19 protein-coding genes are annotated in these 22362 nt (G+C 71.9%); 11 read left to right on the forward strand and 8 right to left on the reverse strand.

Translation table 11 applies throughout. The features are described 5' to 3' along the window. Positions 1–23: 23 nt before the first annotated feature. Both R2S09_RS21230 and R2S09_RS21235 read left to right on the forward strand, forming a co-directional pair. Entirely contained in the window at positions 24–1406 is a 1383-nt protein-coding gene (locus R2S09_RS21230; RefSeq protein ID WP_316742631.1) for an FtsW/RodA/SpoVE family cell cycle protein, read from the forward strand. A gap of 31 nt (positions 1407–1437) precedes the next feature. Beyond that, on the forward strand, positions 1438–2907 hold the full coding sequence (locus R2S09_RS21235; RefSeq protein WP_316742632.1) for a penicillin-binding transpeptidase domain-containing protein: 1470 nt from the start codon (positions 1438–1440) through the stop codon (positions 2905–2907). Positions 2908–2959: 52 nt separating this feature from the next. On the opposite strand, the gene R2S09_RS21240 is transcribed toward R2S09_RS21235, so the two are convergent. Then, positions 2960–4072 (reverse strand): ferritin-like domain-containing protein, encoded by a 1113-nt coding sequence (locus R2S09_RS21240; protein ID WP_316742633.1) that lies wholly within the window; start codon positions 4070–4072, stop codon positions 2960–2962. A gap of 153 nt (positions 4073–4225) precedes the next feature. Here R2S09_RS21240 and R2S09_RS21245 point away from each other — a divergent pair, with 153 nt between their 5' ends. The 4 genes from R2S09_RS21245 (at position 4226) to R2S09_RS21260 (ending at position 7976) form a co-directional block, all read left to right on the forward strand. Beyond that, entirely contained in the window at positions 4226–5164 is a 939-nt protein-coding gene (locus R2S09_RS21245; RefSeq protein ID WP_316742634.1) for a diiron oxygenase, read from the forward strand. A 354-nt stretch (positions 5165–5518) separates the two neighbouring features. Further along, positions 5519–6175, forward strand: coding sequence for a TetR/AcrR family transcriptional regulator (locus R2S09_RS21250; protein WP_306190978.1), 657 nt, complete (start codon positions 5519–5521; stop codon positions 6173–6175). Between the two features lie 10 nt (positions 6176–6185). Then, complete coding sequence (locus tag R2S09_RS21255; RefSeq protein WP_306190979.1) at positions 6186–6494, forward strand: hypothetical protein; 309 nt, start codon at positions 6186–6188, stop codon at positions 6492–6494. Between the two features lie 105 nt (positions 6495–6599). Next, on the forward strand, positions 6600–7976 hold the full coding sequence (locus tag R2S09_RS21260; RefSeq protein WP_316742635.1) for an NlpC/P60 family protein: 1377 nt from the start codon (positions 6600–6602) through the stop codon (positions 7974–7976). On the opposite strand, the gene R2S09_RS21265 is transcribed toward R2S09_RS21260, so the two are convergent. From R2S09_RS21265 to R2S09_RS21285, 5 genes are read right to left on the reverse strand one after another with little or no spacing between them, the layout of a single operon-like run. Beyond that, entirely contained in the window at positions 7940–9202 is a 1263-nt protein-coding gene (locus R2S09_RS21265) for a styrene monooxygenase/indole monooxygenase family protein (protein WP_316742636.1), read from the reverse strand. The genes R2S09_RS21260 and R2S09_RS21265 overlap by 37 nt on opposite strands. Before the next feature lie 49 nt (positions 9203–9251). Continuing rightward, entirely contained in the window at positions 9252–9863 is a 612-nt protein-coding gene (locus R2S09_RS21270; protein ID WP_306190982.1) for an ATP/GTP-binding protein, read from the reverse strand. Then, complete coding sequence (locus tag R2S09_RS21275; RefSeq protein WP_306191002.1) at positions 9844–10296, reverse strand: DUF742 domain-containing protein; 453 nt, start codon at positions 10294–10296, stop codon at positions 9844–9846. Before R2S09_RS21275 ends, R2S09_RS21270 begins: the two co-directional genes overlap by 20 nt. 23 nt (positions 10297–10319) lie before the next feature. Further along, positions 10320–10820, reverse strand: coding sequence for a roadblock/LC7 domain-containing protein (locus R2S09_RS21280; protein WP_306190983.1), 501 nt, complete (start codon positions 10818–10820; stop codon positions 10320–10322). Continuing rightward, positions 10817–13741 carry a nitrate- and nitrite sensing domain-containing protein gene (locus R2S09_RS21285; RefSeq protein WP_316742639.1) on the reverse strand — a complete coding sequence of 975 codons (2925 nt, stop codon included), beginning with the start codon at positions 13739–13741 and terminating at the stop codon, positions 10817–10819. The genes R2S09_RS21280 and R2S09_RS21285 overlap by 4 nt, the downstream gene beginning before the upstream one ends. A 414-nt stretch (positions 13742–14155) precedes the next feature. Here R2S09_RS21285 and R2S09_RS21290 point away from each other — a divergent pair, with 414 nt between their 5' ends. Next, a complete protein-coding gene (locus R2S09_RS21290; RefSeq protein WP_316742640.1) occupies positions 14156–14944 on the forward strand; it encodes a protein phosphatase 2C domain-containing protein in 789 nt (262 codons plus the stop codon). A gap of 63 nt (positions 14945–15007) precedes the next feature. On the opposite strand, the gene R2S09_RS21295 is transcribed toward R2S09_RS21290, so the two are convergent. Further along, entirely contained in the window at positions 15008–15511 is a 504-nt protein-coding gene (locus R2S09_RS21295; RefSeq protein ID WP_306190986.1) for a MarR family winged helix-turn-helix transcriptional regulator, read from the reverse strand. A gap of 279 nt (positions 15512–15790) precedes the next feature. Between R2S09_RS21295 and R2S09_RS21300 the strand changes: the two genes are divergently transcribed. Continuing rightward, positions 15791–16777 (forward strand): lysozyme, encoded by a 987-nt coding sequence (locus R2S09_RS21300; protein WP_316742642.1) that lies wholly within the window; start codon positions 15791–15793, stop codon positions 16775–16777. A 79-nt stretch (positions 16778–16856) separates the two neighbouring features. On the opposite strand, the gene lon is transcribed toward R2S09_RS21300, so the two are convergent. Further along, positions 16857–19280 carry an endopeptidase La gene (lon, locus tag R2S09_RS21305; protein WP_316742644.1) on the reverse strand — a complete coding sequence of 808 codons (2424 nt, stop codon included), beginning with the start codon at positions 19278–19280 and terminating at the stop codon, positions 16857–16859. A gap of 251 nt (positions 19281–19531) precedes the next feature. On the opposite strand from lon, the gene R2S09_RS21310 reads away from it, so the two are divergent. The 3 genes from R2S09_RS21310 to R2S09_RS21320 all read left to right on the forward strand — a co-directional run bounded on the left by R2S09_RS21310 (position 19532) and on the right by R2S09_RS21320 (position 22174). Further along, positions 19532–20209: a spermidine synthase gene (locus R2S09_RS21310; protein WP_316742645.1), complete on the forward strand. Its 678-nt coding sequence runs from the start codon at positions 19532–19534 to the stop codon at positions 20207–20209. 124 nt (positions 20210–20333) lie between these two features. After that, a complete protein-coding gene (locus tag R2S09_RS21315; protein ID WP_189902244.1) occupies positions 20334–21071 on the forward strand; it encodes a response regulator transcription factor in 738 nt (245 codons plus the stop codon). After that, complete coding sequence (locus tag R2S09_RS21320) at positions 21068–22174, forward strand: ATP-binding protein (protein ID WP_306190990.1); 1107 nt, start codon at positions 21068–21070, stop codon at positions 22172–22174. The genes R2S09_RS21315 and R2S09_RS21320 overlap by 4 nt, the downstream gene beginning before the upstream one ends. The last annotated feature ends 188 nt before the right edge of the window (positions 22175–22362 follow it).

Below are 22362 nucleotides of genomic sequence, written 5' to 3' on the forward strand. Positions count from 1 at the left end.
CCGGTTTTGGGTAAGTTCCCGACATGACCAAGGCCGGACCCACCGCGGCAGCGCCACCCCCCTCCGCACCACCCCCCTCCGCACCGACCGCCGCCGTCCGTCTCCCCCGGCGCCGCGGCGTCGAACTCTCCCTCATCGTCCTCGCCGTCCTGCTGTCCGTGTACGGCTACTGCGCCGTCGGCCTCGCGAAGCACGGCACAATCCCGCCCGGCGCCGCCGGCTACGGCGCCGGGCTCGGCGTGCTGGCGCTGCTCGCGCACACCGCGGTGCGCCTGCGGGCGCCGTACGCCGACCCGCTGCTGCTGCCCATCGGCGTGCTGCTCAACGGGCTCGGTCTGGTGCTGATCTACCGGCTCGACCTGGAGACGCCGGGCGAGGAGGCCGCGCCCGCCCAGCTGGTGTGGTCCACCCTGGGCGTGGCCCTGTTCACCCTGGTGGTGCTGGTGCTGCGCGACTACCGGTGGCTCCAGCGCTACTCCTACGTCAGTGTGGTCGCCGCGCTCGTCCTGCTCACGCTGCCCATCCTCTTCCCTCCCCTGAACGGCGCGCGTATCTGGATCCGGGTCGGCGGGTTCTCCATCCAGCCGGGCGAGTTCGCCAAGGTGCTGCTGGCGGTGTTCTTCGCCGCGTACCTGGCCGCGAACCGCGGCGCGCTGACGTACACGGGCGGCAGGAGGTGGTGGCCGCGGCTGCCGCCGGGGCGGGTGCTCGGGCCGGTGGTCGCGATCTGGCTGCTGAGCGTGGGCGTGCTGGTGCTGGAGCGGGACCTCGGGACGTCAATGCTGTTCTTCGGGCTGTTCGTCGTCATGCTGTACGTCGCCACCGGCCGCACCGGCTGGATCGCGATCGGGCTGATGCTCGCGGCGGCCGGGGCGGTCGCCGTCGGCTGGCTGGAACCGCATGTGCACAGCCGGGTCGCGGAGTGGGTGCATCCGTTCGCGTCCATCGAGGCCGGGCGGGGGCCGGGGCAGGTGGCCCAGTCGCTGTTCTCGTTCGCGGCGGGCGGAGTGCTCGGCCGCGGGCTGGGCCTCGGCCACTCGATCCTGGTCGGTTTCGCGGCCAAGTCGGACTTCATCCTGGCCACCGCCGGGGAGGAGCTGGGGCTGGCCGGCCTGTCCGCGGTCTTCCTGCTGTACGCGCTGCTCGTCGAGCGCGGCTACCGGGCGGGCCTCGCGCTGCGCGACCCGTTCGGGCGGCTTCTCGCGGTCGGGCTCGCCTCGATCGTGGCGCTCCAGGTGTTCGTGATCGCGGGCGGGGTGACCGGGCTGATCCCGCTGACAGGCATGGCGATGCCGTTCCTGGCGCAGGGCGGCTCGTCGGTCGTCACCAACTGGATGATCGTGGCGCTGCTGATCCGGGTGAGCCATGTGGCACGGCGGCAGTACGACGGGAAGGTGGCCCCGTGAGCCGCGGGCGGTCGCCCGGGGAGGCGGCCCGGTGACCCGGTACATCCAGCACGCCGCCGCCTTCTGTGTGCTGCTGCTGGTGGCGCTGCTGGTGAACACGGCCTGGCTCCAGGTCCTCCAGGCTCCCTCGTACGGCGTCAACCCGGCCAACCGGCGCCCCACCATCGCCCGTTACGAGCAGCCGCGCGGCGCCATCCTGGTCGGCGGCCGGGCGGTCACGGGGTCCCGGGACACCGGCGAGCAGCTGCGCTACGAACGCACCTACACGGACGGCCCGTTGTACGCCCCGGTCACCGGGTTCGCCTCCCAGCGGTACGGGACGACGTTCCTTGAGCACTCCGAGGACGAGTTGCTGTCGGGGACGGACCCGATGCTGGCCGGGTTCCCGCTGTGGAACGGCTTCACGCGGGTGCAGAGCCCGGGCGGCAACGTGGTGACGACGCTGAACCCGGCCGCCCAGCGGGCGGCGTTCGACGGGCTGGGCACGCGCAAGGGCGCGGTGGTGGCGATCGAGCCGACGACGGGCCGGGTCCTGGCGCTGGTGTCCACGCCGTCGTACGACCCGGCGGAGCTGTCCGGGAACGGGCCGGCGGTGGCGGCGGCCTGGGCGCGGCTGAACGGCGACGCGAAGAAGCCGATGCTGAACCGTGCGGTGCGGCAGACGTATCCGCCGGGCTCGACGTTCAAGGTGATCACCGCGGCGGCGGCGCTGGATGCGGGCGTGGTGCGGGATCTCGACGCGCCGACCGACTCGCCGGACCCTTACCCGCTGCCCGGCAGCATCGTGAGGCTGGTCAACGAGGGCGAGGGCTGCCAGGACGCCTCACTGCGCTTCGCCTTCGAGTGGTCGTGCAACACCGTGTTCGCCAAGCTGGGCGTGGACGTGGGCGCGGCCGCCATGCGGGCGGCCGCGCGGAGCTTCGGCTTCGGCGACCCCACGCTGAGGATCCCCTTCTCGGTGGTGCCGAGCACGTTCGACGCGCCCGAGGACCGGGCGCAGCGGGCGCTGTCGTCGATCGGGCAGTACAACACGCGGGCCACGCCGTTGCAGATGGCGATGGTGGCGGCGGCGGTGGCCAACGGGGGGCAGGTGCGCTCGCCGTATCTCGTGGAGCGGACCACGCGCAGCGGCGGGAGCACGGTGTCGACGGCCGGTTCACGGCCGTCGCGGCAGGTGATGCGGCCGACGACGGCGGCGCGGCTGCGGGAGCTGATGACGGACGTGGTGGAGGAGGGCACCGGCCGCAACGCCGCGATCCCGGGCGCCACGGTGGGCGGCAAGACCGGCACCGCGCAGCACGGCATCGGCAACCAGGGCACTCCGTACGCCTGGTTCATCTCCTGGGCGCAGGGCGACAAGGACATGGATCCGCGGGTCGCGGTCGCAGTGGTGGTGGAGGACGCGTCGGCGCGGCGCGGCGACATCAGCGGTGGCGGCACGGCGGCACCGATCGCGAAGGCGGTGATGGAGGCGGTGCTGCACTCGTCTCCGGCGGGCTGACTCCTGTGCCCGCCTGACCTCCGGCACCGGCCCGACCCCTCCGCCGGCCTGGTCACCGGGCGAGACCTTGGCCCTCCTCGATGGCCTGCTCCACCTCCGCCACCCGTGCCTTCTCCTCCGCCGCGAAGCGCTCGGCGTCGAGTTGTTCGGCGATCTCCTCGTCCTGGGCCATGAGCAGGTCCAGGTTGGAGTCGCCCAGTTCGAAGACGCCCATGTCGACGTAGGCCTCCTGGAGGCGCTTGCCCCACAGGCCGATGTCCTTCACGCAGGGGACGATGCGGCTGAACAGCAGCCGGCGGAAGAGCTGGAGGAACTCGGAGCGCTCGCTGAGCTGTTCGGCCTCGGCCTTCGGAATGCCGAAGTTCTCCAGGACCTCCACACCGCGCAGGCGGTCGCGCATCAGGTAGCAGCCCTCGATGACGAACTCCTCGCGTTCGCGCAGTTCGGCGTCGGTGAGCTGCTTGTAGTAGTCGCGCAGGGCCATGCGGCCGAAGGCCACGTGCCGGGCCTCGTCCTGCATGACGTAGGCGAGGATCTGCTTGGGCAGGGGCTTGTCCGTGGTGTCCCTGATCATGCCGAAGGCCGCGAGGGCCAGGCCCTCGATGAGGACCTGCATGCCCAGGTAGGGCATGTCCCAGCGGCTGTCGCGCAGGGTGTCGCCGAGCAGGGACTGGAGGTTGTCGTTGATCGGGTAGACCATCCCGATCTTCTCGTGCAGGAAGCGGCCGTAGATCTCGGCGTGCCGGGCCTCGTCCATGGTCTGGGTCGCCGAGTAGAACTTGGCGTCCAGGTCGGGGACGGACTCCACGATCCGCGCGGCGCAGATCATCGCGCCCTGCTCGCCGTGCAGGAACTGGCTGAACTGCCAGGACGCGAAGTGCTGCCGCAGCTCGCCCTTGTCCTGGTCGGTCATCTTCGCCCAGTACGGGGTGCCGTAGAGGGTCATCGCCTCCTCGGGCGTGCCGAGCGGGTCGTGGGGGTCGACCTCCAGGTCCCAGTCGATACGTCTCTGCCCGTCCCACTGCTTGTCCTTGCCCTTCTGGTACAGGGCGAGCAGCCGGTCACGGCCGTCGTCGTACTCCCAACTGAAGCGGGCCTCCCCGCTCGCGGGCACCTGCCAGTGCGCGTCTCCGGGGTCCCTGGCGTACAGGTCGTAGGTCGGCATACCTCGCAGGCTCACACGTAGACGCCGAGTCAACAAGTCGTGTGCGAGGGATTGACGGGCTTGCTGACAGGCAGTCTTATAAGAGGCGGGTGATCTGACCCGCGAGTAACCAGCCATTCCAGCCACGATCCCGTACGACGAGGTGGGACAGCCATGACGACCGTGACGGAAGCCGACGCGCTCGCCGGACTGCGCGACGCGCTCGGTCTGCTCAAGGACCGCGAGCAGGTCGCCGAGCGGCTGCTCGACTCCTCCGCCAAGCACTCCTTCGACCCGGACAATGAGCTGGACTGGGACGCGCCCTTCGAGGAGGGCAAGTGGTTCTGGCCGCCGGAGCTGGTGTCCCTGTACGACACACCGCTGTGGAAGCGGATGAGCGAGGAACAGCGGATCGCGCTCTCCCAGCACGAGGCCGCCGCGCTCGCCTCGCTCGGCATCTGGTTCGAGCTGATCCTGATGCAGCTGCTGGTGCGGCACATCTACGACAAGGCCGCCACGAGCGCGCACGTGCGCTACGCCCTCACCGAGATCGAGGACGAGTGCCGGCACTCGAAGATGTTCGCCCGCGTGATAGCGCGCGGCGGCACGCCCTGGTACCCGGTCAGCCGCGTCCACCAGAACCTCGGCCGGCTCTTCAAGACGATCTCCACCACTCCCGGCTCCTTCACCGCCACCCTGCTCGGCGAGGAGGTCCTGGACTGGATGCAGCGGCTGACGTTCCCGGACGAGCGGGTGCAGCCGCTGATCCGCGGGGTCACCCGCATCCATGTCGTGGAGGAGGCCCGGCACGTGCGCTACGCCCGCGAGGAGCTGCGCCGGCAGATGCTGACCGCCCCGAGGTGGTCGAAGGAGTTCACCCGGGTGACCTCCGGCGAGTTCGCACGGGTGTTCTCGGTGGCCTTCATCAACCCCGAGGTCTACACGAACGTGGGGCTCGACAAGCGGGAGGCCTTGGCCCAGGTGAAGGCGAGCGGGCACCGGCGCGAGGTCATGCAGACGGGCGCCAAGCGGCTGACGGACTTCCTGGACGACATCGGCGTGCTGCGGGGTGTCGGACGGCAGCTGTGGCGGTCGTCGGGGCTGCTGGCGTAGGGCCTGTCCGGCGGAGCAAGGTGCGGGTGAATGGCGGCGCCGGTGGACTCGGGTGAGCAGGGCCCGGTGCGTGCGGCTGCAAGGCGGAGGAAGGGAGCCGAGGCGATGGGGTGCTCCCGGGCGAGCTCGTTCGAGCGTGGGGGAGCCGGCGGGTGACGACCACGCCGCCGGGCCCCCAACGCCCTTACGGCAGCGGGTGAGTGCGTGCCGGACCCCGCGTCCGCGCCAGGGTCCGCCGGGCAGGCCCTTACCCGGCCGTCCCGGACCGCGCAGGTCATGAGCGGCGAGCGGTGGCGTGACCGCGGGGCCGGGACGCCCGGCTGGAGACGCCGGTCAGCGATTACGCTGCCCGTCATGAGCCCTGCCGCGTCCACCCCCGCCTACCGCCGCCTCAGCGTCGAGGAGCGGCGTGCTCAGCTGCTCGACGCGGCGCTGTCCCTCTTCGCGCACCGGGCGCCCGAGGACGTGTCGCTGGACGACGTGGCGGAGGCGGCGGGGGTGTCGCGCCCGCTGGTGTACCGGTACTTCCCCGGCGGCAAGCAGCAGCTGTACGAGGCGGCCCTGCGCTCCGCCGCCGAGGAGCTGCGGCACTGCTTCGACGAGCCGCGCGAGGGCCCGCTGCTGCCCCGCCTCGCCCGCGCCCTGGACCGCTATCTCCGCTTCGTGGACTCGCACGACGCCGGCTTCACCGCGCTGCTCCAGGGCGGCAGCGTGGTGGAGACGTCCCGGACGACCGCCATCGTGGACGGTGTGCGCCGGGCCGCCGCCGAGCACATCCTCAGCCACCTGGAGGTCACGGACCCCGGACCGAGGCTGCGGATGACCGTCCGGGTGTGGATCACGGCCGTGGAGGCCGCCTCCCTGATCTGGCTCGACGAGGGAAAACAGCCGCCCGCCGAGGAGCTGCGGGACTGGCTGGTCGAGCAGTTCGCGGCCGTCCTGAACGTCACCGCCGCCCGGGACCCGCAGACCGCCGCGCTGGTGCGGGCGCTCGCGTCGGCGGATGACTGACACTGGTGGTGTGAAGAGCGAAGACACCCCGTTCGAGGGCGGGCCCATGGACGGGCGGGTGCTGCCCGTGCTGGTGGGACCCACCGGGAACCCCCCGAAGACGTATCGCATCCCGGTGCCGGACGCGGCGGGCGGGCCGCCGATCGTGCTCGTGTACCGCCGGGTACCGCGGGCGTACGGCAAGAGGCTGGGGCTGACGCGCGGGTGGAAGTACGAGTTCGACCCCGAGGGGGAGTCCGGGCCCCGGCTGAAATGGCCGTGGTCCAGGCCGGCGCCCCGAACCGGCCCGCAGAGCAAGCCGGGTGACACGGACGGGTGATCGCGGTGCGCCGCATGGCGCAGACCTGACCCACATCGTCGGTTCATCGGTCGAATCCTCACGGGTGGGGAGCGGAGAGGCCGCCCCCGCACCGGAGGTGATGACGTGTCAGGACGGGTGCTGCGACTGGTGTGCACGGCGGCGGTGGCGGCGCAGGCCGCTCTCGCTCCGACGGCCGCCACGGCCGTACCGCAGCCGCTGCGACAACCACAGCCACAGCCACAGCCACAAGCACAAGCACAGCCGCTGTTGCAGGCGCAGCCGTCGCAACCCTGGCCCTATGGGCCTGCCGGACCGCTCCGAGAACCCGGCCCGTCCGGCCGGCCCGGACAACAAGGGCAGCCGGGACCGTCCGGGCAGTCAGGGAAACCAGGGCAACCGGGACAGAGCGCACAGACAGCAAAGACAGCACAGAGCGGCCGGCCCGGACACCGGTCCACCGCCGCCCTGCTGACCGACTTTCAGAAGCTGTACCGGCAGGCCGTGGGGGCCGCCACGACCTACAACACCCTTGCCTCCCGGCTGAAGAAGCAGCGGGTCGTCGTCGAGCGGCTGGACGCCGACCTCGCCCGGGCCCGGTCCGCGCTGCGCGGCAGCATGGGGGATGCGGGACGGCTCGCCCGGCTCCAGTACCAGGGCAGCAGCGACTTCTCCCCCTACCTGCGGCTGCTGCTGGCGCGCGATCCGCAGCACGCGCTGGAGGCGGGGCAGACGCTCGGGCGGCTGTCCCGGGAGCGGGCCGAGACGGTGGGGCGGCTGGCCGCGAGCGAGCGGAAGGCCTCCGAGCTCGCCCGTGCGGCGCGCACGGCGTACGACGCGCAGCTGATCCTCGTCCGCAAACAGCAGCGGGCCCGCGACGAGGTGCGCAAGCGACTGCTGGAGGTGGAGAAGCTGCTCGCCTCGCTCAGCGCCCGGCAGCTGGCGGCGCTCACCACGGCCGAGCAGGGCGGGAAGAGCGGGATCAGCGAGGCGCAGCGGGAACTGCTGGCCGCCGGGGCGCTCGTCGCCGGCAGACCGCCGAGCGAGCAGGGCGAGAAGGCGGTGAGCTACGCGGTGGGGCAGCTGGGCAAGCCGTACGTGTGGGGGGCCGAGGGCCCGGACGCGTACGACTGCTCGGGGCTGACCTCGCGGGCCTGGGAGCAGGCCGGGACACCGATCCCGCGGACCAGCCAGGCGCAGTGGGCCCGGCTGAAGCGGGTGCCGCTGAAGGACCTGCGCCCCGGCGACCTGGTCGTCTACTTCCCCGGAGCCACGCACGTCGCCCTCTACCTCGGCGGCGGCATGGTGGTGCAGGCGCCCAGGCCCGGCGCCAGGGTGAAGGTGTCGCCGGTCGCGTCCAACCCGGTGCTGGGGGCGGTGCGGCCCGACCCGGGCGGGAAGCCCCTGCGGCGCTATGTGCCGCCGAGGCTTCCCGAGAGTGCCCTGCGCGGTTCGGACGCGGGCTACTACGCGGCCGGTCCCCCTGCGACCTCGGCCAGGTAGGCCTCGGTCTTGGCCGGCTCGTAGAAGAAGTTCTCGAAGTCGGCCGGGTCGTTGAAGGCGTTGGCGAAACGGTCGGCGACCGGCTGGAGCTGACCGGCGGCGCCGATCAGGTTGAGGATGTGCTCCGGCGGCGGGGCCAGCATGGCGTTCGTCCACTTGGTCACGTGCTGGGCCGTGTTCCAGTAGCGGTCGAACGTCTGCCGCATCCACTCCTCGTCGAACGGCTTGTCGCCGTGCTCGAGGATGGCGGCCAGGTAGGCCGCGGCGCACTTGGAGGCGGAGTTGGAGCCCTGGCCGGTGATCGGGTCGTTGGCGACCACGACATCGGCCACGCCCAGCACCAGGCCGCCGCCGGGCAGCCGGCCGACCGGCTTGCGCACGGTCGGGGGGTACCGGCCGGCGAGCGTGCCGCCGGCGTCCGTCAGCTCGACCTTCGTGGCCCGCTCGTACTCCCACGGCGTGAACGTCCGCATCAGGTCCAGGGTCAGGGCCAGGTGCTGGTTCGGGTCCTTCACGCCCTGGAACGCGTCGAGCGGGCCGCCGGGGATGCCCTCCCAGAACAGGATGTCGGCACGGCCGGAGAGGGTGTACGTCGGCATGATGAACAGCTCGCCGACGCCGGGGACCAGGTTGCAGCGGACCGCGTCGAACTCCGGGTGCTCCGGGCGCGGGCCCATGCCGTGCACGTACGCCACCGCCAGCGCGCGCTGCGGCTCGCTGTACGGGGACCGCTCCGGGTCCCGCTCGAACATCGACACCAGCTCGCCCTTGCCCGCCGAGACCAGGACGAGGTCGTAGGCGCGGGAGAAGTAGTCGAGGTCCCCGACCGCCGCGCCGTGGATGACCAGCTGGCCGCCGCGCTGCGCGAAGGTCTCCATCCAGCCGGCCATCTTCACCCGCTGGTCGACCGACTGCGCGTACCCGTCGAGCCTGCCCACCCAGTCGATCGCGCGCGCCGCGGGGCCCTCGCTCCAGGAGCCGGGGGCGGCGACCGAGACGCCGAGTCCCTCGATCCTCGGGGCCTGGGACTCCCAGAAGTTCAGCTGCAGGTCCCGCTCGTGCTGGAGCGCGGTGTGGAACATGCACTGCGTCGACATGACCCGGCCGGAACGGATCTCGTCCGCGGTCCGGTTGGACATCAGGGTGACCTCGTACCCGTGCGACTGGAGGCCGAGGGCGAGCTGGAGACCGGACTGGCCGGCCCCCACGACGAGTATCTTGCGCATGCGGGTGTTGCCTCCTACGACTTCTGGACTGCTCGAGGGGTCGGGGGGATCATTCGGGGGTTTCCTCGAGTGCGTGGGCCACGAGGGCCAGCAGGGTCTCGATCACCGAGATCCGGCGCCGCGCGTCCATGATCATGACAGGTATGTGTTCGGGAATCGTCAAGGCCTCGCGCACGTCCGCCGGTTCGAACAGCTCGCTGCCGTCGAAGTGGTTGACCGCGACGACATACGGCAGCCCGCAGCTCTCGAAGTAGTCAAGGGCCGGGAAGCAGTCCTTCAGCCGCCGCGTGTCGGCCATGACGACGGCGCCGATCGCACCGCGCACCAGGTCGTCCCACATGAACCAGAACCGCTGCTGGCCCGGCGTGCCGAACAGGTAGAGCACCAGGTCGTCGTCGAGCGTTATCCGGCCGAAGTCCATGGCCACGGTGGTGGTCAGCTTGCCGGGCGTGGCGGTGAGGTCGTCGGTCTCCGCGCTGGCCTCGGTCATCAGCGCCTCGGTCTGCAGGGGCGTGATCTCCGAGACCGCGGTGACGAGCGTGGTCTTGCCGACACCGAATCCCCCGGCCACCACGATCTTCGTGGCGATGGGGGCCCGGGTGCGGTCCGTCTGCCAGGACTTCAGGTCCTCATCGGTGTCTTCAAAGACGACGGAGTCCACTCAGCACCCTTTCCAGCAGAGCGCGGTCCGGACGGCCGGTGCCGTGACCGGTTCCGGTGCCGTACACACGGATCTTTCCCTGGTCCGCCAGGTCGCTCAGGAGCACACGGACCACGCCGAGCGGCATCTTCAGCAGCGCGGCGATCTCGGCCACCGTCCGCATGCGGCGGCACAGTTCGACGATGGCCCTCATCTCCGGCATGACCCGGCTGCTGAGGTAACCTGCCCCACTGCTCAACGCGTGGGCGGTGCCCCCAGTCAGCTCTTTGCGCTCCTCGGGGGCCTCGAGCGCGGCGGTGCTCCCGACGAACGTCTCCACGAGGAGGACATGGCCGAAGCGGGTACGGCCGCCGGTGAGCGAGTAGGGGCGCACGCGGGCGGGTTTTCGGTCCCCGCCGCGGACCGGGAGCTGGTGTTTGGGCCTACCGCTCATCGGGCTGCTCATGGCACTGCTCATCAGGCACTCCCCGCCGACTCGGACTCCAGTGACTTCCGCAGCTCGCTGCGGAGTTCGGGCGTCAGGACGTGTCCGGCGCGGCCCACGAACAGCGCCATGTGGTACGCCACCACGCTCATGTCGCACTCGGCGGAGCCGTGCACGCCGAGCAGCGAGCCGTCGCTGATCGACATCACGAACAGGGTGCCCTCGTCCATCGCGATCATCGTGTGCTTGACCCCGCCGAACTCCATCAGCCGGGCCGCTCCGACGGTGAGGCTGCCGATGCCGGAGACGATGGTGGCGAGGTCGGCGGCGGAGCCGCGCGGGCCGCCGCGGGCCGCCTTACGGCTCTGCCGGGCCTCCTCGATACGGTCCTGGTCGGAGGAGAGGAGCAGCAGGCCGTCGGAGGAGACCACGGCGACCGACTCGATGCCGGGCACCTCCTCGACGAGGTTGGTCAGCAGCCAGTGCAGGTTGCGGGCCTCACTGCTCAGTCCGAAGGTGGTCGACGCTGTCAACTGCTTGCCTCCTCGGCTGTGCCCCCCGTGGCTTCCTCGGCATGTGTACGGCTGGTGGCCGGTGCCGGCCGCTGGTGCTGCGCCGTCCGTTCCGCGATCTCGGCCTCCACGTCGCGGTAGCCCGCCTGCGCGCCCTGGCGGAAGCCGCCCAGGCGGCGGCGGAGCGCCTCGGCGTCCACCGATCCGGTGCGCTGGCGCGGGGTGTGGGTGGGGGTGGTGAGCTTGGGGGTGCGCTTGGGGAGCCCCTTGGCGGTGACGGGGTCTTCGGGCGCGCGGGTGTGTTCGGCCTCGGTTTCGCCGTCGGCCGTGAAGGGGCTCCCGGCCGCACCGCCCGTGCGGGCTTCGTGGTCGGGTGCGGGTGGCGCCTGTGGGGCGGGCTCGCGGCCGGCGGTCGCGGGCCGTGCCTGCGCGGGGCCGGCTTCGGCCTCGCTGCGTGCCTGCCGGCCGTCCCGCTCGGCCGCCGGGGACGGGATCAGCAGTGTCATCGTCGTCTCGGCCGGGGATTCCGGTGGCGTCTCGACGACCGGGGACTCCGGCGCCGTCCCGGTGACCGAGGGCTCGGGCGCCGTCTCGGCCGTCGTCGCGGGCGCTGTCCCGGCAGCGGCCTGCGAGGCTTCCGCCGCCGCTTCCGCGGCCTCCGACTGCCGCACCGTCCGCTCCGCGAGGGCCACCAGTGGGTCGGTGGTGCCGTCCTTGGCGCGGGTGTGCAGGACGTTGGAGTTGACCTCGGCGTCCGCGCCCGGGAGGGAGAAGGTTCCGGTGCCGCCGTGGGCCGGTCCCGTCGCGGGCGCGGCGGAGGCGGGGGCCGTCGCCAGGAGCGGCTGGGGTACGACGACGACCGCCGCGATGCCGCCCTGCTTCTGCTCGCGCAGCCGTACCCGGACGCCGTGCCGTTGGGCGAGGCGGGCCACCACGTACAGGCCGAGGCCCAGGCCGGCCTCGCCCTCCTGGTCGTAGGGGGCCTCCGGGTCGAACTCGGCGAGGCGGTCGTTGAGGCGGCTCAGCCGGTCGCCGGCCATGCCGATGCCCTCGTCCTGGACGGAGAGCATGATCTCGCCGTTCTCCAGGAGCCAGCCGGAGACCTCCACCGGCTGGTCGGGCGGCGAGAACGACGTGGCGTTCTCCATCAGCTCGGCCAGCAGGTGGGAGAGGTCGTCGGCGGCGAAGCCGGCCACGTGCGCGTGCGGCGGCAGCGCGGCGATGCGGACGCGCTCGTAGCGTTCGATCTCGCTGACCGCGGCACGTACGACGTCGACCAGCGGGACCGGACCGGCGTGCTGCTGGACGTGCTCGGTGCCGGCCAGGACCAGCAGGTTCTCGCTGTGCCGGCGCATGACCGTGGCGAAGTGGTCGAGTTTGAAGAGGGTGGCCAGACGGTCCGGGTCCTGCTCGCGCTCCTCCAGGCCCTCGATGACGGCGAGCTGGCGCTCGACCAGGCCGAGGGTGCGCAGCGCCAGGTTGACGAAGGTGGAGCCGATGCTGGTGCGCATCCGCTGGAGCTGGGCGTTCGCCACGGCGAGTTCGCCGCGCAGCTCCTCGCGGGCGTCGGCCATCTTCTGGCGCCCGCCGATCAGGTGCTTGCGGTCGGCCTCCAGGGTGGCGACCCGTTCGGCGAGGGCGGCGGCCTGCGCGTGCAGGGTGTTGACGTGGCGGACGACCTGGGCGAACTCGTCGTTGCGCCCGGTGAACCTGATCGGCTCCTCGGTACCCGCGTCCTCGGCGCCGGCCAGCCGGGCCGAGCCGAGGCGGAGCACGGCCAGCGGGCGGGTGAGGGTGCGGGCGAGGGCCGTCGCGATGCCGATGGCGACGAGCAGCAGGGCACCCAGCAGGGCGATGCGGATCTCCAGCGCGGTGACGTCGTCGTCGCGGAGCTTCGCCAGGTCCTTGGTGCGGTGGTCGTAGAGGGACGCCTCCACGCCGCGCATCAGGTCGACGCGGGCGGTGAGGGCGGCGTCCGCCTTCCTGGTGCTGGTGGCCAGGTCGGAGTCGGACAGCGTCGGCTGGTCGGTGAGCTTGGCCAGGTAGCTCGCGGCGGAGTTCACCTCGGGGCCGGTGACGGTGGAGTCGTAGGAGGTGCGGGCCGCCTCGGGGGCGGTGGCGCGGAACTCGGCGAGGGCCGCGTCGGCGCGGACCCGGGCCTGCTGTGCGGCGGCGGTGAGCGCGTCGCGCTGCTTGGTGTCGGCCTCGGAGGAGGTGGTGGTGGTCGTGGGCAGGCCGGTGACCGGGCTGATCACGGTCTGGGTGGAACGGGGCACGTTCAGGGCGGCGAGGAGCAGCCCGCGGGCGGCGGCGGCCTGCTGCACGGCGGTGTCGAGCTCGGCGAGGGCGTGCGTCCCGGAGCCCGCGCGCGGGGGCATCTGCTCGGCCAGCTGTTCGGCGAGCTTGTGCAGCTCGGCGATGGTGGCGGAGTACGCCTGGTGGGCCTGGAGGGCGGTGCTCTGGCCGGTGAGCGCCGAGCGCCGCACGGCGGCGATGCCGTCCAGGTCCTGGCGCAGCCAGGCGGGGGTGTCGGTGGCGGTACGCAGCTCCTCGACCTGGCGGTCCACGCGGGTGCTGCGCTGTTCCGAGGGCGCCTTGGTCTTCGGGCGGCCGGCCGCGACGTAGGAGGTGACCTCGTCGCGTTCGTCGGCGAGCGCGTGGGCCAGGGCGAGGGCGTCCTGGGTCTGCCCGGCGAGCGTGACCAGATCCTGGGAGTCGCTCAGCTGCCCGGACGCGGCGATCACGGAGGGGGCGCCCGCCCCGGCCACGGCCGCGGCCACCACGGCGACGGCGGCGATGAGGCGGTTGCGTACATGGGTCGGGCGTCCCTTGCCCACCGGGGCGGCGGGCCGGGTGGTGGCGGAGGGGGTGCCGGGCGTCTTCTCCGGGCTCCTCCCGGTGGCCGTCTGCCTGCCTGTGCGCCGAGGCCGCTTCTTCTGCACCGGTGCTCGCATTCCTGTACTCGTGTACTCATGGGCCCGGGTGGCGCGCCGTCACCTGGTGCGACTGGTGCGTACACCCTCCCCCGGCTCTCGGCTGCGCCCGAGCAGGGGACCTGCGTCGGTTTCCGACCCTCCCAGTGCCGGTGGGCAGTGGGCCCGCATCGTCCGACCGGCCACCCGAAGGAGTGAACATCGGAGGGGAGTTGGCGGGCAAGTTCCCGTGGCGTGTGCGCGCGACGCGTACGGCGGGCCGGTTGGACGTCGGCGGCAGGCTTTGGCAGTATTCGCCGCCACGCCTTCCCGGAGCGCTCCATTCCCTCCCAAACCAGGCGGCCGACCTGCGCTGCTGCATCAATTCCAAGGTGATTGGCCGTCTTTGGCGAACCATGTGAAGGCCTCGTGCAGACTGGCCGGATGCGTATGGAGGTTGTTTCGGAGCCGGGCGGTCCGGGCCGCCCGAACGAGGACTTCGCCGCCGTCGGAGTACCCGCTTCCGGGCAGGGAGGCTGCCTTGTCGCCCTGGACGGGGTGACACCGCCGAGGACGGAGACGGGCTGTCTGCATTCGGTCCCCTGGTTCACCGCACGACTCGGCGGCGCTCTGACCGAACTGACCGTTTCCTGCCGAGATCTGACACCGACGGAGATCCTCGCGCGGGCCATCGCACGAACCGCCGAGGCGCACGCGATCACTTGTGACCTTTCTCACCCGCGCACGCCCCAGGCAACCGTGGTGCTCGCCCGCTGGTCGGCCGCGACCGTGGAGTACCTGGTGCTGTCCGACTCGGTGCTCCTGCTGGAGTCCGCGGACGGCTCGGTCGTGCCCGTCCTGGACGACCGGCTGGCCCGCCTTCCCCGGGCCGTGCTCGCCTCCGACGCGCTCGTCGACGCCACGCTGCGCAACAAGGAGGGCGGCTTCTTCACCGCGGCGGCGGACCCCTCGGTGGCGGAGCGGGCCGTGACGGGTGCCGTGCCGGCCGACGAGGTCCGCGCCCTGGCGGCGCTCACGGACGGGGCCGCGCGGTGGGTGGAGAAGTTCCACGAGGGCGACTGGGCGCAGTGCCTCCGCCTGGTGCGCAAGGAGGGCGCGCGAGCGCTGGTGGACCGCGTACGGGCCCTGGAGACGGCGGACCGTCAGGAGCGGGCGTGGCTCGGGCGGAGCAAGACGCACGACGACGCGACGGTGGTGTTCGTGGAGCCGTGAGGAGCGAAGGGCCGGCGGGGCGGCGACGCCGCCTGCGCGGCGCGCGCCGGGGCCACCACCCCGCTACTTGTCGTGCTTGGCCATGACGCCGTTCAACTCGTGCAGCAGCCGTGCCAGTTCCGCCACCTCGCCGCGGTCCCAGTGGGCGAGCCGCCGGCCGTAGCGCGCCCGGCGGGCCTCACGTACCCGGCCGACGCGGCTCCGGCCCTCCCGGGTGAGGGCCACCAGCCAGGCCCGCCCGTCCGCGGGATCGGGCTCACGGGCGATCAGGCCGAGCTCCTCCAGGGCGCGCAGCTGGCGGGACATGGTGGCCTTGCCGACACCGATGTAGGCGGCGAGCTCCGTGGCGCGCTGGCTGCCGCACTCCTCCAGACGGATCAGCAGCCCGTACGCGGAGGACTCAAGGTCCGGGTGGACCTCGCGGGCCATCTCGCCCTGGCTGGCCCGGGCGCGCCGCAGCAGCACCGTCAGTTCCCGCTCCAGGGCCAGGAACTCGCGGTCCACACCAGTGGACGAGGCATCACCGGATGCGGCGTCCCGTCCGTCGCCTCTTGCGTCTTCGTGCACGTCAGCCCCTGCCTCGGAGTTTTCCCGGTCCTGAAGGTTTCCGCCCGTCGCCGCCATCGCCGCAGCCGGGTCAGTATTTCGCAGGCGTAGACCAACGCCGGCCCCCGGCCCCTCTTCCCAGGGTGCGTCTACGTGCGTGGCTTCGATGCCAGGCACGGATGACATGCCCACGACATGACTGTTCCCGGCGGGTCTACCGTGACCCGCTCTTCCCTTGTGCAACGGTGGGCATGCCCCCCGTTTCCCCCACCGAGCACCACCGACCTTCGGAGGCACGTCATGCCCGTGCACAGATCCGGAACGGCCCGCGCGCAGCGGCTCACCGTCGCGGGAGCCCTGCTCGCAGCGTTCTCGGTCTTCTTCACCGTCCCGTCCTCGGCCGACACCACCCCAGCCCGCGGCTCCGCGTACATGGGCATGGGCGTCCTGGCGCACGACGGCAGCAGCGGCACGCCCGCCGCCGCCGACGCCACCCCAGCCCGCGGCTTCCCGTACATGGGCATGGGCGTCCTGGCGTACGTCGGCAGCAGCGGCATGTTCGCCGGCGCCGACGCCACCCCAGCCCGCGGCTTCCCGTACATGGGCATCGGCGTCCTGGCGCACAACAGCCGCAGCGGGACGCCCACCAGCGCCGTCTCCACCCGGACCGAGGGCGTCGACGTCGCCAGCTACCAGGGCAACGTCGCCTGGCCCACCCTGTGGAACAGTGGCGTGCGGTGGGCCTACACGAAGGCGACGGAGGGGACCTACTACACCAACCCCTACTTCGCGCAGCAGTACACCGGCTCGTACGCCGTCGGCATGATCCGCGGCGCGTACCACTTCGCGACCCCGGACACCACCAGCGGCGCCACCCAGGCCAACTACTTCGTGGACCACGGCGGGGGCTGGTCCCGTGACGGCAAGACCCTGCCGGGCGCCCTCGACATCGAGTGGAACCCCTACGGCGCCGCCTGCTACGGCAAGTCCGCCAGCGCGATGGTCAGCTGGATCACCGACTTCCTCAACACCTACAAGGCGCGCACCGGCCGTGACGCCGTCATCTACACGGCCACCAGCTGGTGGACCCAGTGCACCGGCAACTACGGCGGCTTCGCCGCCAAGAACCCCCTGTGGATCGCCCACTACGCCTCGACGGTGGGCACCCTGCCGGCGGGCTGGGGCTACTACACGATGTGGCAGTACACGTCGTCCGGCCCGACGGTCGGTGACCACAGCAAGTTCAACGGCGGGTTGGACCGGGTGCAGGCCTTGGCCAAGGGCTGACCTCGATCTCCGAGCGCGTACGGCGAAGGCCCGGGTCTCCCTCACGGGACCCGGGCCTTCCCTCATCCGGCAGCGTCCGTCACGCCGCTACCGGAATCTCGGGCTCCGCGCCGTTCACGGCCGGCGCGAGGGCCAGTTCCAGGACCTGGCGGACGTCGGTGACGGCGTGGACGTCGAGCTTGTCCAGCACCTCGGCCGGGACGTCGTCCAGGTCGGGCTCGTTGCGCTTGGGAATGATCACGGTGGTGACCCCGGCCCGGTGCGCCGCGAGCAGCTTCTGCTTGACGCCGCCGATGGGCAGGACGCGGCCGGTCAGCGAGACCTCGCCGGTCATCGCCACGTCCGTGCGGACCAGGCGGCCCGACAGGAGCGAGGCGAGCGCGGTCGTCATGGTGATGCCCGCGCTCGGGCCGTCCTTGGGGACCGCGCCCGCCGGGAAGTGGATGTGCACACCCCGGTCCTTCAGATCGCCCACCGGCAGCTCCAGCTCGGCGCCGTGGCTGCGCAGGAAGCTCAGCGCGATCTGCGCGGACTCCTTCATCACATCGCCCAGCTGACCGGTCAGGGTCAGGCCCGCCGCGCCCGTCTCCGGGTCGGCCAGGGACGCCTCCACGAAGAGCACGTCGCCGCCGGCCCCGGTGACCGCCAGACCCGTCGCCACACCGGGGACGGCCGTACGGCGCTCGGCCGGGTCCTGGGCGGACTCGGGCACGTGGTGCGGGCGGCCGATCAGGCCGCGCAGATCCGCCTCGGTGACGGCGAACGGCAGGGTCCGCTCCCCCAGTTCGTGCTGGGCCGCCACCTTGCGCAGCAGCCGCGCGATGGACCGCTCCAGGGTGCGCACGCCCGCCTCGCGGGTGTACTCGCCGGCGAGCCTGCGCAGCGCGCTCTCGTCGATCGTGACCTCGGCCTTGTCCAGGCCGGCCCGCTCCAGCTGGCGCGGGAGCAGGTGGTCGCGCGCGATGACGACCTTCTCGTCCTCGGTGTACCCGTCCAGGCGGACGATCTCCATCCGGTCGGCCAGGGCCTCCGGGATGGCCTCCAGGACGTTGGCCGTGGCCAGGAAGACGACGTCCGACAGGTCGAGTTCGACCTCCAGGTAGTGGTCCCGGAAGGTGTGGTTCTGCGCCGGGTCCAGGACTTCGAGCAGGGCCGCGGCCGGGTCGCCGCGGAAGTCGGAGCCGACCTTGTCGATCTCGTCCAGCAGGACCACCGGGTTCATCGAGCCGGCCTCCTTGATGGCGCGCACGATCCGGCCGGGCAGCGCGCCGACGTACGTGCGCCGGTGGCCGCGGACCTCGGCCTCGTCGCGGACGCCGCCGAGGGCGACCCGGACGAACTTCCGTCCCATGGCGTGCGCCACGGACTCGCCGAGCGAGGTCTTGCCGACACCGGGCGGTCCGACGAGGGCCAGGACGGCACCGCCGCGCCGCCCGCCGATCACGCCCAGGCCGCGGTCGCTGCGGCGCTTGCGCACCGCCAGGTACTCGGTGATCCGTTCCTTGACGTCCTCCAGGCCCGAGTGCTCGGCGTCCAGGACCGCCTTGGCGCCCTGGATGTCGTAGGCGTCCTCGGTCCGCTCGTTCCAGGGCATCTCCAGGACGGTGTCCAGCCAGGTGCGGATCCAGGAGCCCTCGGGGGAGGCCTCGGAGGCCCGCTCCAGCTTGTCGACCTCCTTGAGGGCGGCCTCGCGGACCTTCTCGGGCAGGTCGGCGGCCTCGACGCGGGCGCGGTAGTCGTCGGACTCATCGCCGTCGCTCTCGCCGTTGAGCTCGCGCAGTTCCTTGCGGACGGCCTCGAGCTGACGGCGCAGCAGGAACTCGCGCTGCTGCTTGTCGACGCCCTCCTGGACGTCCTTGGCGATGGTCTCGGCGACGTCCTGCTCGGCGAGGTGGTCGCGCAGTTGCTGGGTGGCGAGCTTCAGCCGGGCCACCGGGTCGGCGGTCTCCAGCAGCTCGATCTTCTGTTCGATGGTCAGGAAGGGTGAGTAGCCGGAGTTGTCGGCGAGCGCGGAGACGTCGTCGATGGCCTGTACCCGGTCCACGACCTGCCAGGCGCCGCGCTTGCGCAGCCAGGCGGTGGCCAGGGCCTTGTACTCCTTCACCAGTTCCGAGACCTGACCGGGCAGCGGGTCCGGCACGCTCGCGTCGATCCGCGTGCCCTCGACCCACAGCGCGGCACCCGGTCCGGTGGTCCCGGCGCCGATCCGCACCCGGCCGCGGCCGCGAATCAGGGCGCCCGGGTCGCCGTCGGCCAGCCGGCCGACCTGCTCGACCGTGCCCAGCACGCCGGTCTTCGCGTACGTCCCCTCGATGCGCGGCACCAGCAGCACTCTGGGCTTCCCGGGCTCCGACCGGGCGGCGGCCTGAGCGGCCTCCACCGCGGCCCGCACCTCGCTGTCGCTCAGATCCAGCGGGACCACCATCCCGGGCAGCACGACCTCGTCGTCAAGCGGCAGCACAGGCAGGGTGAGCGGTGTGAACGCTGCGGACTCAGCAGCCATGATCTCCCCTTCGGCAGTCAAGTTGAGTTACGTCGACTCAATGCATGAGCGACCTCGAATGTTCCCGGAGGCGTGTTCGCTCTGAGCGATCAACGAACGGGCGGCACGACGCGGCGCCGGCCAAGCACGGCCCTCCCCCAACTCCCCCGCGCGGTCCGCGATTCCCGCCCGGAGCCCGCGCCCCCTCCCGAAACCCGCGTGTCACCCGTAATCCATGTGGCCGTGCGGCGCGGTTCGGGCAGGATGGCCTCATGACCGCCTCGTACGAGACTCCCGTGGTGCTGGACCGTCGCGAGGGCCCTTACGGCGAGGTCGCGCTGCGCCGGCACGGCGAGTTGCTGCAGATCATCGCCAACGGCTGCTTCCTGATGGACACCTCGGACGGCCGTTCGGAACGGCTGCTGGTCGACGCCGCCCTCGCCGCACTGGACGGCAGGCCGCGTCCGCGCGTGCTGATCGGCGGTCTGGGCGTCGGCTTCTCGCTCGCGCACGCCGCCGCCGACCCGCGCTGGGGACGGATCACGGTGGTCGAGCGGGAGCCGGCGATCATCGGCTGGCACCGCCACGGTCCCCTCGCCGAGCTCACGGCGGCGGCCCTCGCCGACCCGCGCACCGATATCGTCGAGGCCGATCTCCTCGCTTACGTCAATGAGACATCCACCACGTTCGACGCGCTGTGCCTGGACATCGACAACGGCCCCGACTGGACGGTCACCGAGGGCAACGACGGTCTGTACACACCACCCGGACTGGCCGGGTGCGCAAGGGCATTGGCGCCCGGCGGGGTACTCGCGGTGTGGTCGGCCAGGCCGTCTCCGGAATTTGAAGGAACCTTGTGGAATGTCGGGTTCCAACAGGTGCGCACCGAAGAGATCCCCGTTGCCCGGGGCGTTCCGGACGTCGTGCACCTGGCCGTCCGCCCTGGATAGCAAAGCCACGGTGACTCCCCGTACGCTGCTTCCCTGACGCCGATCATTCAAGCGTCAATCGCAACCATGCGCAGTCAAGGAATCACCCCACGGATTCCGGAAGCACACCTCTCAGGGGCGGGCGATGGAGCAGACACATACCTCCCACAACGCGACGTCGGCCGGGCCGGGCGCACAGCGCCGGGTCCTGGTGGTCGAGGACGACCAGACCATCCTGGACGCCATCGCCACCCGCCTGCGCGCCGAGGGATTCCTCGTGCAAACGGCGGGCGACGGCCCGTCCGCGGTCGACACCGCCGAGGCCTGGCAGCCCGACCTGCTGATCCTCGACATCATGCTGCCCGGCTTCGACGGCCTGGAGGTCTGCCGCCGCGTGCAGGCCCAGCGGCCCGTGCCGGTGCTGATGCTCACCGCGCGGGACGACGAGACCGACATGCTGGTCGGGCTCGGCGTCGGCGCCGACGACTACATGACCAAGCCGTTCTCGATGCGGGAGCTGGCGGCGCGCGTGCACGTGCTGCTGCGCCGCGTGGAGCGGGCCGCCCTCGCCGCCGCGACGCCGCGCAGCGGCATCCTGCGCCTGGGCGAGCTGGAGATCGACCACGCGCAGCGCAGGGTGCGGGTGCGCAGCGAGGACGTCCACCTGACACCGACGGAGTTCGACCTCCTGGTGTGTCTGGCGAACACCCCGCGCGCGGTGCTCTCGCGCGAGCAGCTGCTGGCCGAGGTGTGGGACTGGGCGGACGCCTCCGGCACCCGGACCGTCGACAGCCACATCAAGGCGCTGCGCCGGAAGATCGGCGCCGAGCGGATCCGCACGGTGCACGGCGTGGGCTACGCGCTGGAGACGCCGACCCCATGAGCGACGGGCCGGCCGCACGGCGGACCCCGGGGGGACCCTGGGGGGACGTACGACCGTTCTCGATCAAGACCAAGCTGGGCGCGCTGGTCGTCATCTCGGTGCTGATCACCACCGGTCTGTCGATGATCGCGGTGCACACCAAGACCGAGCTGCGCTTCATCATGGTCTTCTCGATGATCGCCACGCTGCTCATCACCCAGTTCGTGGCCCATTCGCTCACCGCGCCGCTGGACGAGATGAACGCGGTGGCCCGGTCCATCTCGCACGGCGACTACACCCGCCGGGTGCGCGAGAACCGCCGGGACGAGCTGGGCGCGCTGGCCCAGACGATCAACCGCATGGCCGACGAGCTGGCCGCCCAGGACCGCCAGCGCAAGGAGCTCGTGGCGAACGTCTCGCACGAGCTGCGCACGCCGATCGCGGGCCTGCGCGCGGTGCTGGAGAACATCGTCGACGGGGTCACCGAGGCGGACCCCGAGACCATGCGTACGGCGCTGAAGCAGACCGAGCGGCTGGGCCGGCTGGTCGAGACGCTGCTGGACCTGTCGCGCCTGGACAACGGCGTCGTCCCGCTGAAGCTGCGGCGCTTCGAGGTGTGGCCGTATCTGTCGGGCGTGCTGAAGGAGGCCAACATGGTCGCCTCGGCGCGCGCCGAGATGGCTTCCGGCTCCGGGAGCCACACGCGTACGGACGTCCATCTGAGCCTCGACGTCTACCCGCCGGAGCTGACCGCGCACGCCGACCCGGAGCGCATCCACCAGGTGGTCGCCAACCTGATCGACAACGCGGTCAAGCACAGCCCGCCGCACGGCCGCGTGACGGTGAGGGCGCGGCGCGGTCCGCAGCCGGAGTCGCTGGCGCTGGAGGTCCTCGACGAGGGGCCCGGCATCCCCCGCTCCGAGTGGCACCGCGTCTTCGAGCGCTTCAACCGGGGCGCGGTGAGCCGGCCGCACGGCCCGGGCAGCGACGGCGGCACCGGGCTGGGCCTGGCGATCGCCCGCTGGGCCGTGGATCTGCACGGCGGCCGGATCGGCGTGGCCGAATCCGATCGCGGCTGCCGGATCCTCGTCACCCTTCCAGGGCTTCCCTCAGTTCAAAGTTGACGTAAAGTTCGACCGGAACCTCAAGATCCACGAGCCTGCCGGCGGTCCGGTCGCAGCTGGACACGTGTGATCAGGCGGGGGCCTGCGTCCGTACCCGGCCAGGCCCGGGTCCCGCCTTCCCCGTCGCGGGTGAACCACGCTTGTTTCCCGCCATTTCAAGCCCCGAAACGCAGCTTTCGATGTGACTT

Origin of the sequence: Streptomyces sp. MK7 (genome assembly GCF_032658145.1) — a bacterium.
In the GTDB taxonomy this organism is placed as follows: Bacteria; Actinomycetota; Actinomycetes; order Streptomycetales; family Streptomycetaceae; genus Streptomyces; species Streptomyces spiralis.

What these genes read in the sequence shown, in the direction of transcription:
- R2S09_RS21230 (WP_316742631.1), top strand. Translation starts at nt 24, where the DNA reads ATGACCAAGGCCGGACCCACCGCGGCAGCGCCACCCCCCTCCGCACCA.
- R2S09_RS21240 (WP_316742633.1), bottom strand. Translation starts at nt 4,072, where the DNA reads ATGCCGACCTACGACCTGTACGCCAGGGACCCCGGAGACGCGCACTGG.
- R2S09_RS21245 (WP_316742634.1), top strand. Translation starts at nt 4,226, where the DNA reads ATGACGACCGTGACGGAAGCCGACGCGCTCGCCGGACTGCGCGACGCG.
- R2S09_RS21250 (WP_306190978.1), top strand. Translation starts at nt 5,519, where the DNA reads ATGAGCCCTGCCGCGTCCACCCCCGCCTACCGCCGCCTCAGCGTCGAG.
- R2S09_RS21265 (WP_316742636.1), bottom strand. Translation starts at nt 9,202, where the DNA reads ATGCGCAAGATACTCGTCGTGGGGGCCGGCCAGTCCGGTCTCCAGCTC.
- R2S09_RS21275 (WP_306191002.1), bottom strand. Translation starts at nt 10,296, where the DNA reads ATGAGCGGTAGGCCCAAACACCAGCTCCCGGTCCGCGGCGGGGACCGA.
- R2S09_RS21290 (WP_316742640.1), top strand. Translation starts at nt 14,156, where the DNA reads ATGCGTATGGAGGTTGTTTCGGAGCCGGGCGGTCCGGGCCGCCCGAAC.
- R2S09_RS21300 (WP_316742642.1), top strand. Translation starts at nt 15,791, where the DNA reads ATGCCCGTGCACAGATCCGGAACGGCCCGCGCGCAGCGGCTCACCGTC.
- lon (WP_316742644.1), bottom strand. Translation starts at nt 19,280, where the DNA reads ATGGCTGCTGAGTCCGCAGCGTTCACACCGCTCACCCTGCCTGTGCTG.
- R2S09_RS21310 (WP_316742645.1), top strand. Translation starts at nt 19,532, where the DNA reads ATGACCGCCTCGTACGAGACTCCCGTGGTGCTGGACCGTCGCGAGGGC.
- R2S09_RS21315 (WP_189902244.1), top strand. Translation starts at nt 20,334, where the DNA reads ATGGAGCAGACACATACCTCCCACAACGCGACGTCGGCCGGGCCGGGC.
- R2S09_RS21320 (WP_306190990.1), top strand. Translation starts at nt 21,068, where the DNA reads ATGAGCGACGGGCCGGCCGCACGGCGGACCCCGGGGGGACCCTGGGGG.